Source organism: Herpetosiphon geysericola, assembly GCF_001306135.1.
Classification (GTDB): domain Bacteria; phylum Chloroflexota; class Chloroflexia; order Chloroflexales; family Herpetosiphonaceae; genus Herpetosiphon; species Herpetosiphon geysericola.
Map to the genome: position 1 here is coordinate 15,489 of NZ_LGKP01000005.1, position 16,276 is coordinate 31,764.

General features: G+C 51.4%; 17 protein-coding genes. 12 read left to right on the forward strand and 5 right to left on the reverse strand.

Annotated features, from left to right (window positions below):
- The first annotated feature begins 28 nt into the window (after positions 1-28).
- Entirely contained in the window at positions 29-2,266 is a 2,238-nt protein-coding gene (locus SE18_RS01770; RefSeq protein ID WP_083469660.1) for an ATP-binding cassette domain-containing protein, read from the forward strand.
- A 136-nt stretch (positions 2,267-2,402) separates the two neighbouring features.
- On the opposite strand, the gene kdpC is transcribed toward SE18_RS01770, so the two are convergent.
- The 5 genes from kdpC to kdpF are packed head-to-tail and all read right to left on the reverse strand — an operon-like array spanning position 2,403 to position 7,190.
- A complete protein-coding gene (gene kdpC / locus SE18_RS01775; protein WP_054532705.1) occupies positions 2,403-2,984 on the reverse strand; it encodes a potassium-transporting ATPase subunit KdpC in 582 nt (193 codons plus the stop codon).
- Complete coding sequence (locus SE18_RS01780) at positions 2,984-3,247, reverse strand: hypothetical protein (protein WP_054532706.1); 264 nt, start codon at positions 3,245-3,247, stop codon at positions 2,984-2,986. The genes kdpC and SE18_RS01780 overlap by 1 nt, the downstream gene beginning before the upstream one ends.
- Before the next feature lie 10 nt (positions 3,248-3,257).
- Positions 3,258-5,351, reverse strand: coding sequence for a potassium-transporting ATPase subunit KdpB (gene kdpB, locus SE18_RS01785; RefSeq protein WP_054532707.1), 2,094 nt, complete (start codon positions 5,349-5,351; stop codon positions 3,258-3,260).
- A 10-nt stretch (positions 5,352-5,361) separates the two neighbouring features.
- Positions 5,362-7,101 carry a potassium-transporting ATPase subunit KdpA gene (gene kdpA, locus SE18_RS01790; protein ID WP_054532708.1) on the reverse strand — a complete coding sequence of 580 codons (1,740 nt, stop codon included), beginning with the start codon at positions 7,099-7,101 and terminating at the stop codon, positions 5,362-5,364.
- Positions 7,101-7,190, reverse strand: a complete 90-nt coding sequence (kdpF, locus tag SE18_RS27085; RefSeq protein ID WP_110518082.1) for a K(+)-transporting ATPase subunit F — start codon at positions 7,188-7,190, stop codon at positions 7,101-7,103. The genes kdpA and kdpF overlap by 1 nt, the downstream gene beginning before the upstream one ends.
- 565 nt (positions 7,191-7,755) lie before the next feature.
- On the opposite strand from kdpF, the gene SE18_RS01795 reads away from it, so the two are divergent.
- The 11 genes from SE18_RS01795 (at position 7,756) to SE18_RS01850 (ending at position 16,233) form a co-directional block, all read left to right on the forward strand.
- Entirely contained in the window at positions 7,756-8,832 is a 1,077-nt protein-coding gene (locus SE18_RS01795) for a permease (RefSeq protein WP_054532709.1), read from the forward strand.
- A gap of 8 nt (positions 8,833-8,840) precedes the next feature.
- The gene (locus tag SE18_RS01800; protein ID WP_054532710.1) at positions 8,841-9,536 is read left to right on the forward strand and encodes a TIGR03943 family putative permease subunit; all 696 of its coding nucleotides are present in this window, start codon (positions 8,841-8,843) and stop codon (positions 9,534-9,536) included.
- An 18-nt stretch (positions 9,537-9,554) separates the two neighbouring features.
- Positions 9,555-9,818: a hypothetical protein gene (locus SE18_RS01805; protein WP_054532711.1), complete on the forward strand. Its 264-nt coding sequence runs from the start codon at positions 9,555-9,557 to the stop codon at positions 9,816-9,818.
- Between the two features lie 354 nt (positions 9,819-10,172).
- Positions 10,173-11,120, forward strand: a complete 948-nt coding sequence (locus SE18_RS01810) for an NAD(+)/NADH kinase (RefSeq protein ID WP_054532712.1) — start codon at positions 10,173-10,175, stop codon at positions 11,118-11,120.
- 4 nt (positions 11,121-11,124) lie between these two features.
- Complete coding sequence (locus tag SE18_RS01815) at positions 11,125-11,355, forward strand: DUF951 domain-containing protein (protein WP_054532713.1); 231 nt, start codon at positions 11,125-11,127, stop codon at positions 11,353-11,355.
- 454 nt (positions 11,356-11,809) lie between these two features.
- Complete coding sequence (locus SE18_RS01825; protein WP_054532715.1) at positions 11,810-12,202, forward strand: hypothetical protein; 393 nt, start codon at positions 11,810-11,812, stop codon at positions 12,200-12,202.
- Complete coding sequence (locus SE18_RS01830; protein WP_054532716.1) at positions 12,195-12,998, forward strand: isopentenyl phosphate kinase; 804 nt, start codon at positions 12,195-12,197, stop codon at positions 12,996-12,998. Before SE18_RS01825 ends, SE18_RS01830 begins: the two co-directional genes overlap by 8 nt.
- 48 nt (positions 12,999-13,046) lie before the next feature.
- The gene (locus SE18_RS01835) at positions 13,047-13,511 is read left to right on the forward strand and encodes a YajG family lipoprotein (RefSeq protein WP_054532717.1); all 465 of its coding nucleotides are present in this window, start codon (positions 13,047-13,049) and stop codon (positions 13,509-13,511) included.
- A gap of 16 nt (positions 13,512-13,527) precedes the next feature.
- On the forward strand, positions 13,528-14,277 hold the full coding sequence (locus tag SE18_RS01840; protein ID WP_054532718.1) for a DUF881 domain-containing protein: 750 nt from the start codon (positions 13,528-13,530) through the stop codon (positions 14,275-14,277).
- Positions 14,274-14,981 (forward strand): DUF881 domain-containing protein, encoded by a 708-nt coding sequence (locus SE18_RS01845; protein WP_054532719.1) that lies wholly within the window; start codon positions 14,274-14,276, stop codon positions 14,979-14,981. The genes SE18_RS01840 and SE18_RS01845 overlap by 4 nt, the downstream gene beginning before the upstream one ends.
- Positions 14,982-15,048: 67 nt before the next feature.
- Positions 15,049-16,233, forward strand: a complete 1,185-nt coding sequence (locus tag SE18_RS01850; protein ID WP_330218460.1) for an NAD(P)/FAD-dependent oxidoreductase — start codon at positions 15,049-15,051, stop codon at positions 16,231-16,233.
- Positions 16,234-16,276: the final 43 nt, after the last annotated feature.

The following is a 16,276-nucleotide window of genomic DNA, read 5'->3' on the forward strand; positions in this document are numbered from 1 at the left end:
CAGAGATTTGTAGTTATCAAGGAGTCTGATGATGCAGGATCGAGCGTTTATTGAGGTGTATGGAGCACGCGAAAACAACCTCAAAAATATTTCCTTGAATATTCCTAAACAGCGGGTGACAGTATTTACCGGAGTCTCTGGTTCGGGGAAGTCGTCGTTGGTGTTTGATACGATTGCCGCCGAGGCCCAACGCCAACTGAATGAAACCTTTACCTTTTTTGTGCAGGGCTTTTTGCCGCATTACGGCCAGCCCGATGTTGAACGAATCGAACATCTCAACTCGCCAATTATTATCGACCAAAAGCGGGTAGGCGGCGGTTCGCGCTCAACAGTTGGCACTTACACCGATATTGCGGTGCTGTTGCGTTTGCTCTTCTCGCGGGTTGGCAAGCCGTATGTTGGGCCTGGCTATGCCTTTTCGTTCAACACGCCCCAAGGCATGTGCCCAGAATGCGAGGGCATTGGCAAGACAGTGCAGCTTGATATGGATAAATTGCTCGACCGCAGCAAATCGCTGAATGAGGGCGCAATTCTGCATCCAGAGTTCAAGGTTGGCAAGATGATGTGGAAGATGTATCCGCTTTCCGGCTTGTTTGATAATGATAAACCAATTCGCGATTATAGCGAACAAGAGTTGCAAGCCTTTTTGTATGGCGCTGATGTTAAGGTTTCTTGGGGTGAATTTAGCTCAAAATACGAAGGCCTGATCGAACGCTTTGATCGGATGTATGTTAAAAAAGATGCTGCCGCGATGTCTGATCGCAACCGAGCAATCTTTGAGCAATTCACAACCTCGCAAACCTGCCCGCTGTGCCATGGCCAGCGTTTGACCCAAGCTGCGCTGAATTGTCGGATTGCTGGGCGCAATATTGCCGAACTTTCCGATTTAGAGGCCAGCGATTTGATGAGTTTCTTGGCCGATTTTACTGATCCGATTGGTGATCGAGTAGCGGCAAAGCTCTTGGAGCGTATTCAGCAGTTGGTTGATATTGGCTTGGGTTATTTGAGTTTGAGCCGTGAAACCGCCACGCTTTCTGGTGGCGAATCGCAGCGGGTCAAGATGATTCGCCATCTTGGCAATAGCTTGACTGAAATGCTCTACATTCTCGACGAGCCAAGCGTGGGCTTGCATGCGCGCGATGTGGCGCGGCTCAATCGGTTGTTGCAACAACTGCGCGATAAAGGCAATACCGTGCTGGTTGTCGAGCATGATCCCGATGTGATTGCGATTGCCGACCATATTGTTGATATTGGGCCACGGGCGGGTGTGCATGGCGGCGAAGTCGTGTTTGAAGGCAGTTTTGCTGATCTCAAGCGTTCGAACACTTTGACTGGTAGCTATTTGCAACAGGATGTGCCAACCAAACAGCATTCGCGCACGCCAACTGGCTATTTGCCAATTGTGAATGCTAATTTACATAACCTAAGAAATGTCAATGTTAATATTCCAACTGGTGTGTTGACGGTTGTGACGGGCGTGGCTGGTTCTGGCAAAAGCACCTTAATTAACGAGGTCTTTTTGAGCCAACATCCGAATGCGATTGTGATCGATCAATCCAAGGTTACTGCTAATAGCCGTTCTGCTCCAGCGACCTACACTGGCATTATGGACGATATTCGTCAGACTTTTGCTAAAGCCAATGGCGTGAGCGCCTCGTTATTCAGTTTCAACTCAACTGGCAGCTGCGATAATTGTAATGGCTTGGGTTTGGTGTATACCGATTTGGCCTTTATGGAAGGCATTTCGTCGACCTGCGAAATTTGCGAAGGCAAGCGTTTCAAAGCAGAAGTGCTCGACTATCAATTGCGGGGCAAATCGATCAGCGATGTGCTGGATATGACCGCCGAGGAAGCACTTGATTTCTTCAATGAAAAGAAAATCAAGCCAGTGATCCAAGCCATGAACGATGTTGGTTTGAGCTATTTGAAGCTTGGCCAACCGCTCAGCACAATCTCTGGTGGCGAAGGCCAGCGGCTTAAATTGGCAACCGAATTGCATAAAAAGGGCAGCGTCTATGTGATGGATGAGCCAACGACCGGCTTGCATCGCTCGGATATTGGCCTGCTGATGCGGATTATCGATAGCTTAGTTGATGCCAAGAATACGGTGATTTTGATCGAACATCACTTGGATATTATTCGCCAAGCTGATTGGATTATCGATATTGGGCCTGATGGCGGCAGTGCTGGGGGCGAAATTATTTTTGAGGGTCCACCGTTGGCCTTGAAAGATTGCGCTCGCAGCATCACCGCCCAGTTTATCTAATTGGATTGAGTTGGATGCCAATCAAGCGAATAGTAGGGTCGCAGGGGCTGAAAACCCCTGCGTTTCCCGCCTTGAGGAGGGACAGATCTATTCGATCTACCACGATAGTAAACCACATATCCAAAACGAAGCGGCGTTAATTAAGCGGCTTAAGTTGATCCAGCGCCATGTTCAAGTGCAACACATTGACCCTTGGCTCGCCCAAAATTCCAAGTGTTGGTTGGCTGGTGTGCTGCACCACCAATTGTTGCACTTGGCTGAGCGTTAGGCCTCGTGCCGTAGCGACCCGTTGCACTTGATAGAGCGCCGCAGCAGGCGAGATTTCAGGGTCTAGCCCGCTGGCCGAGGCCGTAACCAAATCGACCGGAATTGGCAATTGGTTGCTGGGATCGGCGGCCTTGAGTGCATCGATGCGGGCTTGAACCGCTTCAGCTAAGCTTGGATTGAGCGGGCCGTAGTTCGAGCCGCTGGAAGCAGCTGCGTTGTAGGGCACTGGGCCAGTTGCTGAAAGGCGGCCCCAAAAATAACCAGCTTGGTCAAATTGTTGGCCGATTAAGGCTGAGCCACGTTGGACGCCTGCTTGCTCAATCAGGCTGCCATTGGCTTGGCTCGGAAACGCCACTTGGGCAATTACTGTCACCAACGCTGGATAGATAATTCCGGTCAAAACACTAAAGATGATGATTGCGGCCAAAGCTGGCCGAAGAAACGTGCGCATTATTGGTCTTCCTCGTCGCTAATCCAACGATAATTAATTGCTTGCTGATCGCGTCGAACATATTGCAAATGGCCGTGGGCTGGCGTGGCCGAATGTCGCCACGCCCAGCTGCTGATTGCTGCATAACCCACGATCAAGACAACGATTGATAATGTGATGGTTAGAATTTCGCTCAATGCTTGGATTTGAATTTCGCCAATGCTCAAAATGATGCCAGCACAAATCACATCAAGCCAAATGTGTGATGGTCGATGGCGTTGCATACATTCGCTCCTAGACAAGGCCCAAGCCCACTAACAACAGATCGATCAGTTTGATTCCGATGAAGGGCACAATCAAGCCGCCAAGCCCATAGATCAGCAAGTTGCTGCGTAAGGCTTGAGCTGCGGCGACCGCCCGATAGCGTACCCCGCGCAAGGCCAGCGGAATCAGAAACACAATAATCAAGGCATTGAAAATCACCGCCGAGATAATGGCACTTTCTGGCGAAGCCAAGCCCATAATGTTGAGTTTGTTCAACACTGGGTAGGTGCTAGCAAACGCCGCCGGAATAATCGCAAAATATTTGGCAATATCATTGGCAATCGAAAAGGTGGTCAATGCGCCACGAGTCATCAACAATTGCTTGCCAATCTCAACAACTTCGATCAATTTGGTCGGGTTGGAATCGAGATCGACCATATTGCCAGCTTCTTTGGCGGCGTTGGTGCCAGTATTCATGGCCATGGCCACATCTGCTTGCGCCAAGGCTGGCGCGTCGTTGGTTCCATCGCCAGTCATAGCCACCAAGCGCCCGCCAGCTTGATATTCGCGAATCAGGCTCAGTTTGGCTTCTGGTGTGGCCTCGGCCAAAAAGTCGTCAACCCCTGCTTCGGCGGCGATTGCGGCGGCAGTCAAAGGATTATCGCCAGTGATCATGACGGTTTTGATGCCCATGCGGCGCAGTTCGCCGAAGCGTTCTTTCATGCCACCTTTAACAATATCTTTGAGCTGGATAACGCCCAAGGCTCGTTTGCCATCGGCAACGACCAACGGCGTACCACCAGCACGAGCAATTGTCTCAACATTGGCGCGCACATCGCTTGGCAAAACCGATTGTTGTTCGCGCAAATAACGCTCGATGGCATCGACCGCGCCTTTGCGAATCTGGCGGCCTCCGATGTTGATGCCGCTCATACGGGTTTGGGCAGTGAAGGCCACAAATTCAGCATCTAGCCCAGCGGCTTGGCGCTCGCCAATCTGGTAGTGCTCGTTGGCAAGCAGCACAATCGAACGGCCTTCAGGCGTTTCGTCGGCTAGCGAAGCAAGTTGAGCTGCATCGGCCAACTCGCGAATATCCACGCCTGCTGCTGGCAAAAAGTTGGTAGCTTGGCGATTGCCCAAGGTAATCGTGCCAGTTTTATCCAACAGCAAGACATCAACATCGCCCGCTGCTTCGACTGCCCGCCCAGACATGGCGATGACATTGGCTTGAATCATGCGATCCATGCCTGCGATGCCAATCGCTGAGAGCAAACCGCCAATCGTGGTCGGAATCAAACAGACCAACAAGGCGACCAAGGCCGTGACCGTAATTGGTAAGGCTTGGCTGCTTGGATCAAGCGCCTTTACCGCTGAGACGCTATAGATCGAGAAGGGCAACAGGGTTGCGGTTGCCATCAAAAAGATGATGGTCAATGCAGTCAGCAAAATGTTGAGCGCAATTTCGTTAGGCGTTTTTTGGCGTTTTGCACCTTCTACCATGGCAATCATGCGGTCGAGAAAGGTTTCGCCTGGATTAGCGCTAATTTGTACAACTAGCCAATCGGAGAGCACCCGCGTACCGCCGGTTACTGCTGAGCGATCGCCGCCACTTTCGCGAATCACCGGAGCGCTTTCGCCAGTGATTGCGCTTTCGTCGACCGCCGCCACACCTTCGATCACATCGCCATCGCCTGCAATTGTTTCGCCAGCGCTAACCAAAATGTAATCGCCTTTGCGCAAGGCGCTCGCAGCGACAGTTGTTTGCTTGCTGGTACGTTGCGCAGAACTTAATTTAACTGCTTGCACATCGCGGCGGGATTGACGTAATGTATCTGCTTGGGCTTTGCCGCGACCTTCGGCCATGGCCTCGGCAAAATTGGCAAACAGCAAGGTCAACCAGAGCCAGCCAGCAATCGCCAAGCTAAAATTAGGCGAAGTTTCGCCGCCAGCAATTAATGCGTGCAGCCATAAACCAGTCGTGAAAATCGCCCCAACAAAGACCACAAACATCACTGGATTGCGCACTTGCAAGCGCGGATCGAATTTGAGCACTGCTGCTTTGAGCGCTGGCCCAACAATCGCGCGATCAAACAACGAGCGGTTTTTAGGAAGTGTATGATTCATCGTTCTTGCCTTATAAACTCATCAATAAATGTTCAACGATCGGGCCAAGCGCTAGGGCGGGAATAAAAGTCAGCGCCCCAACAATCAACACCACCCCAATCAACAAGCCAACAAACAAGGGCGTGTGGGTTGGCAAGGTGCCAGCGCTTTGCGGAATCAGCTTTTTATTGGCCAACCCACCTGCAATCGCCAAGGTTGGAATAATCAGCCAGAAGCGTGAGACCAGCATGGCGATGCCAAGCCAAGTGTTGTAGAACGGCGTGTTGGCTCCAAGGCCTGCGAAGGCGCTGCCATTGTTGTTGGCGGCAGAAGTTGCTGCATACAGCACTTCGCTAAATCCATGGGCGCCGCTATTGAACACCGTGGCTTTGCCAGCATCGCTGCTCACAGCAATCGCGGTGATCAACAAGGTCGTGACACACGGAATTAAGATAATCAGCGCAGCCATTTTCATCTCAAAGGCTTCGATTTTCTTGCCCAAATATTCAGGTGTGCGGCCAACCATCAAACCAGCCACAAACACCGTGATAATTGCAAAAATCAGCATGCCATATAAGCCAGAACCAACCCCGCCAAAAATCACCTCGCCAAGCTGCATCAAAACCATTGGGGCTAAACCACCAAGTGGCGTGTACGAATCGTGCATCGAATTGACCGAGCCATTGGAGGCGGCGGTGGTGACGGTTGCCCACAAGGCCGAATTGACGATCCCAAAGCGGGTTTCTTTCCCTTCCATATTGCCGCCCGCTTGGAGTGTCGAAGCTTGGTCGTCAACACCGAGCTTTTGATAGAGCGGATTGCCAGCTTGTTCTGCGCCGACAGCTAGTGCCGTAAACCCAAGCAAAATGATTGTCATCGTGGCAAGAATTGCCCAACCTTGGCGTTTATCACCAACCATAATGCCGAAGGTGTAACAGAGTGCCGCCGGAATCACGACAATGCTTAATAGTTCGAACAAGTTGCTAAGTGGCGTGGGATTCTCCAAGGGATGCGCCGAATTAACATTGAAAAAGCCGCCGCCATTGGTTCCCAATTGTTTGATCGCTATTTGCGAAGCAGCTGGGCCAAGCGCAATTGTTTGTTGGCTGATTGTTTGGCCATCGGCATTGACGATTGGCTGAAGCAATTCGACCGTTTGCGAAGGATTGAAGCTTTGCACCACACCCTGCGACACCAAAACCAGCGAGAGCACCAGCGCTAATGGCAATAAAATATAGAGCGTTGAACGAGTCAAATCGACCCAGAAATTGCCAATCGTGCTGCTCGAACGGCGGGTAATTCCGCGAATCAGGCCAATCAACACGGCCATGCCCGTGGCAGCTGAAACAAAATTCTGCACCGTCAAGCCAAGCATCTGGGTCAAATAACTCATTGTCGTTTCGCCAGCATAGCCCTGCCAGTTGGTATTGCTCACAAAACTGGCAGCAGTATTGAAGGCCGAATCGGCGCTAATTGCTGGCAGTTGTTGCGGATTGAGCGGCAGCCAAGCCTGTATGCGTTGCAAGCCATAGAGCAGTAACAATCCCAAGCCATTGAATCCGAGCAAGGCTACTGCATAGTGTTTCCAGTTCATTTCGGTTTTTGCGTCGATGCCCAAGAGCCGATAGATCAAGCGCTCGATTGGGCCAAAAACCCGTTGCATGGGCGGCGTTTCGCCGTAGACTTTGGCCATATAGCGGCCTAGTGGGATGACACAGGCCAGAAGTACCAGCAAAAAGCTGCCAATTTGAATGATGATGTTGCTGATCATTAAAACACCTCGGGCTGCATCAACGCCCAAAAGAGATAGATTACTAAGCCAAGCGTCACGAGGGCGGCAATTAAATACAAAGTGCTCATTGCTTGCTCCCCAAGGCGGCACACAGCCGCACAATTGCCCATGTCAAGAGCACGAATATGCCAATTAATCCCAAAAACCAAACATCCATGGTTGAACCTCAATCAAACGTACTTAACCTAGAACTATTCAACCAGAAAAGACCTCAAGCAGGCATCAAGATTGATCAACACCAGATCAAGAAAGTATCAAGATAGAAGGATGAGGGATGAAGGATGAAGGATGAAAGCAAAAGGCAGAAGTCAGAAGGAACATAGAACAAAGAGCATAGAACATAACCAAATTATGAAGGATGAATGGCAAAAGTCAGAAGGCAAAAAGAACAAAGAGCATAGAACATAGAGCATAAAGTCTGACGATAGGCTTTGGGCTATCGGAACATGCTTCGTGGAATTCGTGGCCAAAAAACTTTAGCTGCGCCAATCGGTGGCTAAAAATCTTCGTGCCCTTTGCGGTTCCCATCCTTCGTGTCTCTTCGTGCTCTTCGTGGATCACCATTCGGCTTGCTGTTTTCAGCACTGAGATTTTCGGGTATCATGGCAGCAGTTGAACCAACGAGGTATCCTCATGGCTGTTGTCAGCGTCAATGTACAATCCAAAACCCAACGCAAATGGCTTCTGTTTTTCGCACCGTTAATTGGCATTCTTGGGCTGTGGCTAGCCAGCGGTTGGCTTGTGCCCAGCAATTTAGCCCCATTAACCAATAAACTGCAAGGCTTGGTTACGACCTTCCAAGGGATTTTTATCGAAGCCTTGCCCTTTTTAAGTGCAGGCGTAATTGTCTCGGTTTTAATTGGCGAGTTTGTGAAGCCCCAGCATTTGGCCAGTTTTGTGCCCCAAAATGCCTTTGGTGCTTCAATGTTTGGCTCGCTCTTAGGTTTGTTGTTTCCGGTCTGTGAGTGTGGCGCGATTCCCACCAGTCGGCGCTTGTTGCGCAAAGGCGCACCTGCGCCAATGGGGATTGCCTTTGCCTTGGCTGCTCCGGTTGTCAATCCTATTGTGTTAATCTCAACCTCAATTGCTTTTGGCGATGTACGCTGGGCCTTGGCGCGGGTTGGTTTTACGATCGTGATTGCTTTGACGATTGGCTTGATTATTGGCGCAGGAATTAAGCGCGAGGCCATTTTGACCCCGCTTTCGCTGACTGCCGACGATGATCACGACCACAGCCATTGCGACCACGATCATGGCGCGTGCGACCACACCCACGACCAACCAAAAGGCCGTTTGGCGGGCTTAATTGCCCATGGCAGCACTGAGTTTTTCGAGATGGCGCAATATTTGGTGATTGGCTCGTTGCTGGCGGCCACGATGCAAACCTTCATCCCCCAATCAGCATTATTAACCTTGAACGATAGTAGCATCGGCTTTTTTGCACCCTTGGTCGGGATTGTCGTGCTGATGTTGGTAGCAGTGCTGCTTTCAGTTTGTTCAACTGTCGATGCTTTCTTGGCCCTTTCGTTCCTTGGCTTGTTCCATCCTGGCGCAGTTATGGCCTTCTTGGTCTTCGGCCCGATGATCGATATTAAAAGCACGTTGATGCTGACCTCAACCTTCCGGCGCTCAGCGGTGGTGGCGATGGTCGTGCTGGCAGCGTTATTCGCAATTATCGCTGGCTTGATCAGCTATGTTGTTTTGGTGTGAGGTGCAGAATGCAACGTCAAGTGCTTGAGCGTTGGCTCTCGATTGCAGTAATGTTTGGCTTGGGAGCCATGATTATTTTCAAATGGCAAACCAACCGCTTGAATTTATATATTCATCCGCGCTATACTAGCTTGTTGGTAGCGACGGCAATTGTCTTGCTACTGGCAGCACTGGGCATGGCACTGACCAAGGCCCCAGCAATTCCCAAACGGATGTTGGCCTTGTTGACGATTCCGGTAGCGTTTGCCTTATTAGTTCCTGCCCGTCCGCTGGGCGCAAATTTGGTCTCTGGCAAGGCCTTAAATGCCAATTCGAGCGATAATTTGCTTGCCCGCTGGAAAACCAATTTATCTGATGATAGCAAAAGCTGGACGTTGCTTGAATGGACGACCGCTGTGCGCCAGAGCGATCTTGCGGTGTTGCGCGATAAGCAAGCAGCCTTCGAGGGCTTTGTTTATCGCACACCCGATTTGCCCGCCGATGAAGTGTTAGTTGGGCGCTATGTTGTCACCTGCTGCACCGCTGATGGTACCGCTTTATCGTTGCGGGTGAAGGCCAGCAACGGCGCAGATTTTGCCAACGATCAATGGGTGCGGGTTGAAGGAACATTCGTGCCAGCTGAAATTAATGGCTCGATCGTGCCCCAAATTGCTGGAACCTTAGTATCAATTGAGATGCCAAGTTCACCCTATTTGTATCCATAAATTGCTGAGGAGTTTACGATGAAACCATGGCTTCGCCGAACGATCATCTTTTCAGGGATTAGCCTGTTGTTGGGCGCAATTTTCAAGGAATTTTCGCAACCACGCGGTTTGCGGGTTGGCGAAGGCAAAGTGTTGGGCGTTCCCTACAGCCTGCGCCTGCCAAATGGCAGCGATTTGCGCCAACGCTATTGGAATGCAGACGGCAGCCCAGTTGCTCCACCATTGCTTGGGGTTGGGTTTTACCCTAATATCCCAGCCTTGTTGCGCAAACTGCAAAAGTAGGGTTCGGGGATCGGTTGTTGGGGGTCGGGGAGCAGAACATAGAGTATAGAACATAGAGCATAGGAACAGGGGATTGGCCATCAGGATTGGTTGTTTAACGCAGAGCACAGAGAATGGCTATAGGCTTTGGGCTATGGCCTAGCGGAAGATTTTTTTTCGTGCAATTCGTGGAATTCGTGGCGAAAAATGAAACCTTCGCGTTCTTCGCGGTTGCGGCTCCTTGTGGAGTGAGTTTAACGCAGAGGCGCAGAGGATGTGAGGCTATTGGCTCTGGGCTAGCGGAAGATTTTTCGTGAAATTCGCGGTTTCGGCCCTTCGTGCCCTTCGTGGATCAATTTTTGGAGATCGGTAGTTATGACCAGTGTTGCGATTATTGCCAATCCAGCCTCAAGTAAAGACATTCGACGAGTGGTCAGCCATGCGTCGAGCGTCTCGAACAACGAAAAAACCAGCATTGTGCGGCGGGTGCTTCAAGGCTTGGCGGCTACGCCAGTTGCTGAAGTCTGGTATTTGCCCGACCATGCTGGGATTGTGCGCAACGCTGCTGAACGCCAACAATTGCCATTTGGCTTGCTGCCGTTCGAGGGCCAATGGTATGATCACGCCGATGATACAACCTTGGCCGCGCGCTTAGCCGAACAGCAAGGCATTGATTGTTTGATCACGCTTGGTGGCGATGGCACAGCTCGAGCTGCGATCAAAGGTGCGCGTTCGATGCCGATTTTGGCGCTTTCGACCGGAACCAACAATGCCTTTCCGCAAACAATCGAGCCAACTTTGGCTGGCTTGGCTGCTGGCAGCGTGGCATGTTTTGCGCCTGAGGCAATCAATCGCCATGCCTTGCTTGAAATTTATCGCAACCACGAATTGCTTGATATCGCCTTAGTTGATGTGGCCAGCGTTGCCGATAGCCTTGGCGGGCGGGCGGTGTGGGAAATTAGCAAAGTACAGCAATTAATTACCACGCGATTAACCCCAGGCACGGTTGGGCTTTCGGCGATTGGCGGCCATGCTGGCATTGCACCTGCTGAAGCGCAAGCGGTGCATGTGCTGCTTGGTAGTGGGCGCAGCATCAACGTACCAATTGCGCCAGGGATGATTACGCCAGTGCCGATCGCTGAGCACAGCTATTTGCATGCTGAGCAACGGATTGAGTTGCGCAGTGGTGCGATTGCGCTTGATGGCGAGCGCGAATGGATGGCGCGGGCTGGCGAAGACTGGCAGGTTAATGTCATTGCCGAAGGCGTGATAACCGTTGATCTTGCTGCGGCCTTGACTGCATTTGCTCAGCAAGCGAGGTGAGTTTGTGGCCCGTTTAGATTTAGTGCTTGACGACATTGTGCAACTGCGCAAGCCCCATCCATGTGGCGGGTATCGCTGGCGGGTCACGCGCTTGGGAGCCGATATTGGCTTGCGCTGCATGACTTGCGAGCATAAAGTAATGCTGCCGCGTGCCACCGTCGAGCAACGTACCAAAGCCCATTTTGATCCTGAAGGCCAACCCAAGCCTAGTCCAAACAGCGAAAATGCCTCATAAATTTATGGGGCGTTTATTTATGTGCGATGCTATTTGCGTGGATTCCACTCAAAAAGTGTTGGTGCATCGATAGCTTGTCATTGATCCAGTTATTAATCAACAAGGCGAGGACAAACCAGCCGCTACTTTGGTGTTTATAGCTATTGATTGTCTGAATCAGTGCGATTAGTGCAGCTTGATTGATATGGCTAGCTTGACGAAGTTCATGCCACGTTTCTAGGCTTGTAAGCGCTGCATTCCAGCGCAAGTCTTGAGGATCAATTGCCTACATCGATTGAAAATAGGTGCGTAAACCTGCATATGAGTCGAGATCAAGCATCGCGCTCCTATCTTTAAATCAGCTTATTCCTATGCCAAATCGTAGTATTTTCTGCCTCTTTAAATACTCATCCAGCCCCAACATTGGATTGCCAGATTTCTAGTACAATAGTACCACCTGTGAAGGAGGTGGCGTATGCTTGAACGACCTTGTTGGCAGTGCCAAACTGGCAATAACCTCGATCAAACTCATTGCGTTGGGTGTGGGGCCGATTTGACGCAACCAACCGCAACAACCAGCCTTGCAACTAAGGCTCCAACCAGCTTAACCTCGCGCCTGCGGCAATCGCCAATTTTGCGCAGCCCAGTGGCGAAGTCGGTGGCGCTTGGTTTAGCAGCCTTAGCGGTCGATCTTGGCTCGAATTTGTTGAGCAAGCGTCAAAAGCCTGACGTACAAACCACGGCCTTGGCAACTCGGCCTGCTGCTGCGCAGCGGGTGTTTTTGCGCCAGCGCGAGTGGCAAGAGTTTGATGAGCAGGGAACCTTGCGTCGCCATGTTGTGGAGCGTCTGATCATTCGCGATGAATAAGCCAATCTTTATCAAACTTGGCGGCTCGATGTTGACCGATAAAACCAGCGCCGAGCGCTTGGTCGACCAAACGCTCAAGCAGGTTGTGACTGATCTAGCAACTTGGCGCCAGGCCCATCCTACCCAGCCGATTTTGCTTGGCCATGGTGGTGGCTCGTTTGGCCATTATTGGGCTGAACGCTATCACACGGCGCAAGGCATTATCGACGACCAAAGCTGGTGGGGCGTGGCCCGGGTGGCCGATGCGATGGCGCGGCTCAATCGCGCGGTAGTCGGTGCATGTCTCGATGCTGAATTGCCGGCGATTGGCATCCAGCCAATGGCCTCGGGCCTTGCTAAGGCTGGCGAAATTCAAGCGCTTGGTACGCAGCAGATCGCCAGCTTGCTGGCTGCGGGAACGATTCCAGTGGTCTATGGTGATGTTTTGCTCGATAGTGTTCAAGGCTGCACGATTGCGTCAACCGAACGGATTTTTAGTGCCTTGGTGGGCACGCTCCAACCAAGCCGAATCATTTTACTTGGCGAACAGGCCGTCTACGATGCCGACCCCCGCCAAAACGCCGCTGCTCGACCGATTGCTTTGATTAATCGGACAAACTACGCTAGCATTATTGCTCTGCTCGGTGGCTCGCATGGCGTTGATGTCACCGGAGGCATGCGCAATAAAGTTGAAGCAATGTGGCAATTAGTCCAACATGCACCACAGCTCGAAATTTGGATTTGTGGTCCTCAACAGTTGCACGCTGCGTTATCAGGACAATTAAACGGCCCTGGCACAATCATCAAGCTCGATTAATGCCCTGTGTGCTGATCGCTATGATTTGCTATGCCCTTGGAGGTTTTTATGCAACGGCTTAAATTATTCACATGGTGTCTGTTTTTATTGGTTGGCTGTGGCCAAATCGCGGTCGAACCCAAGCCAGCTCCACCAGAATCGATCACCAGTGATGATTATGATGTTGCGGTGGTAAGCGTCGATTTCGACCCTGCCTTGCAAGGTTCGCGCTTGCCAATTAGCGATAAATACGCGGTTTTGGTCGCTTTGGAAAATCGTGGCCTGCTAACCGCCTATAATGTTAAAGTTAATGCGCGGTTGCGCCGCACGAGTGATGATATACTTATGCTAAGTGGTAGTAGAAGCGTCAATGAGTTGGCGCCTGGCCAAATTATCGTCGTGCGGATCGAGCCTGAGGGAGCGATACCAGCCAATGCCGATGTGTATAGCCTAATTGTGCGCGCTGAACCACTTAGCCAAGAAACCCTTACCAGCAATAACACGCGCGAATTTACCATCCGCGTTGAGCCATAGCCCTGCGGGAGCACCTATGCGTCAACTATTACCCCAAAACCGTGCCATTTTGTCGCTGTTCGCTTTGCTTTTCGGCGGGTTGTTTGTCGGCATGCTCATGTCGGTCAAGCCCCAAGTGGCACTCTCAAGTAGTAGTAGTTCGCGCAATAGCTCAGCCAGCCTCAGCGTCGATCGCATCAGCACGCTGCGCGAGCATCAGCAAGAATTAAATGCTGAGCTTAGCCGCTTACGCGATGAACAAGCAGATTTGCAAAAGCAGTCGACCTCTAGCCAAAGTAACTTCGAGGAAATTCGCACCCAAATCGATCAGCAACAACAACTAGCGGCCCTAGTTGCCATGCGCGGGCCTGGGGTTGTCGTCACGCTCAACGATAGTAACGCCAACTCGTTGCCCGATGAGGTTGCTGACGTGAATCGCTATATCATTCATCAGCAACAGCTCGTCACCTTGGTTGGCGTGCTCTGGAGCAATGGCGCAGAAGCAATTGCAATCAACGATCAACGGATCACTGATCAAACTTCAATTTACTGTGTTGGCTCAACAATTCTGATCAATCAAGAGTTGATGGCTCCGCCATTTACGATTCGGGCCATTGGCGACCCCACCAGCTTGGCCAATGCAGCCAGCAATTCTTCATTGCTCACCGATTTGTGGAGCCGCCAGCGCGAATATGGGATTGGGGTGGATGTTAAACAAAAAGCCCAAGTCCAAGTGCCTGCCTACACTGGCCCCTTGGCCAACCGCCATATGGAGGTTGCGCCATGAAGTCGTTGCGAATTCGGCGCGGCATCTTGCGCCAAAGCCTGCTGACCTTGATGTGTATGTTGATTGGTTTTGCCGTTGTAACCCAACTCCGTACCTATGAAAATATTGCCAACGATGTGGTGAAGCTTTCGCCTGAGCAACGCGCCGAATTGATGATTAGCCTGATCGACCGCAATGCAGCGACCGAGCGCGAAATCAATGGCTTGCGCCAACAAAACGACGAGTATCGCCGCACTCAATCGAATGGCACAAGCACGCTCGATCAATTGGCTGGCGATTTAAATCGCTATAAATTGCATACTGGCGCGGTGCAAGTCCAAGGCGCTGGGGTCACGATTACAATTAATTATCCCTTGCGCGCTGCCGATGTGATTGCCTTGACCAACGAAGTGCGCAATGCAAGCGCTGAAGCAATTGCCATCAACGGACGGCGAATTATTGCCCGCACTCGGATCGAAGAAGATGATAACGCCGAATTGTATATTGATGGCGAAATTCAGCACGCACCCTACACGATTCAAGCGATTGGCGATAAAGAAACCTTGATGGGCGCATTAAATCGGGTTGGTGGCCTGATTCGGATTTGGAATGAGATCGACGGCGTTGATATTATGATCGAGCAAACCAACGTGATTACGATGCCGCGCGTCAGTAACCTGCCTGAATTTCGCTATGCCCAACCAGCACCCAAAGACGGTCAATAGTTGGGCCATTTTGGGCCAAAATAGGCTGCCATAGCCGCACATCCTTTGGTACAATAGTGCAAACATCATTGCACATCAAAGGAGATCGTTCGGAATGGTTCACCAAGCACAGGTCGTCATTATTGGGGCAGGCATCATTGGGGCTTCCGTTGCCTACCATCTTGCTGCGCGGGGCTGTACCGAGGTAGTGGTGTTAGAAAAAGAGGCGGTTGAGGTTACTGGCTCAACTGCTCGTTCTGCGGCTGGGGTTCGCCATCAGTTCTCATCACGCACCAATATCTTACTTTCCCAATATAGTATCGAACGCTACAAACATTTTACCGAAGAAATTGGCGGCCATGCCGAATTGCATCAACATGGCTATCTCTTTTTGTTTAATGATCAGGCAGCATGGCAAGCCTATCAAGCAGTGATCGAGTTGCAACTCAGCCTCAATGTGCCCGTCGAGGTGCTTACACCAGAACAGGCGGCTGGCTACATTCCCGAATTAAACATTAGCGATCTTGTTGGCGCAACCTATTGCGCTGAAGATGGCTTTGTCGATCCGCATGGAATTGCCATGGGCTACTTGAACAAGGCCCGCGCCTTGGGCGTGAAGGTGCTTCGCGACGCACCAGCGCTTGGCTTTGAATTTGCCGATGATCAGGTCGTGGCGGTGCAAACTCCGCAAGGCACCATTCGCTGCAACTATGTGGTCAATGCTGCTGGCCCGTATGCTGGCGAAGTTGGCAAAACCGCTGGCTTTGAGATTCCAATCAAGCCCTATCGCCGCTGTATCTACGTTTCCGATCCATTTCCTGCCTTGCCCAAAGATATTCCTTTGACGATTGATGTTGGCACAGGTGCCTACATTCGCAAAGAGCAAGATACGGTTTTGATGGGGTTGAGCAATCATAACGAGCCATCATCGCACGATACCACCGTCGATTGGGATTGGCTGGATACGGTCTTGGAAGCAATGCTCAATCGCTTTCCAATTTTGGAGCGCGCTGGCCTCTCTGAGCGTCAATCGTGGGCTGGCTCGTATGAAATTACGCCCGACCACCTGCCAATTCTTGGGCGCATGCCCAATTGCCCCAACTGGCTGAATGCCGCCGGATTTAGCGGCCATGGCGTGATGCATGCGCCTGCAACGGGCTTGCTGATTGCCGAAGAAATTCTTGATGGCCGCGCTCACTCAATTGCAATTGACGAGCTGCGGATCGAACGCTTTGCTGCTGGCGAATTGCACGCCGAACGCAATGTGATCTAGGGCTGTTTTCAAGCCTGCGTCGTGCGTAGCAAGCGGCGCAGGC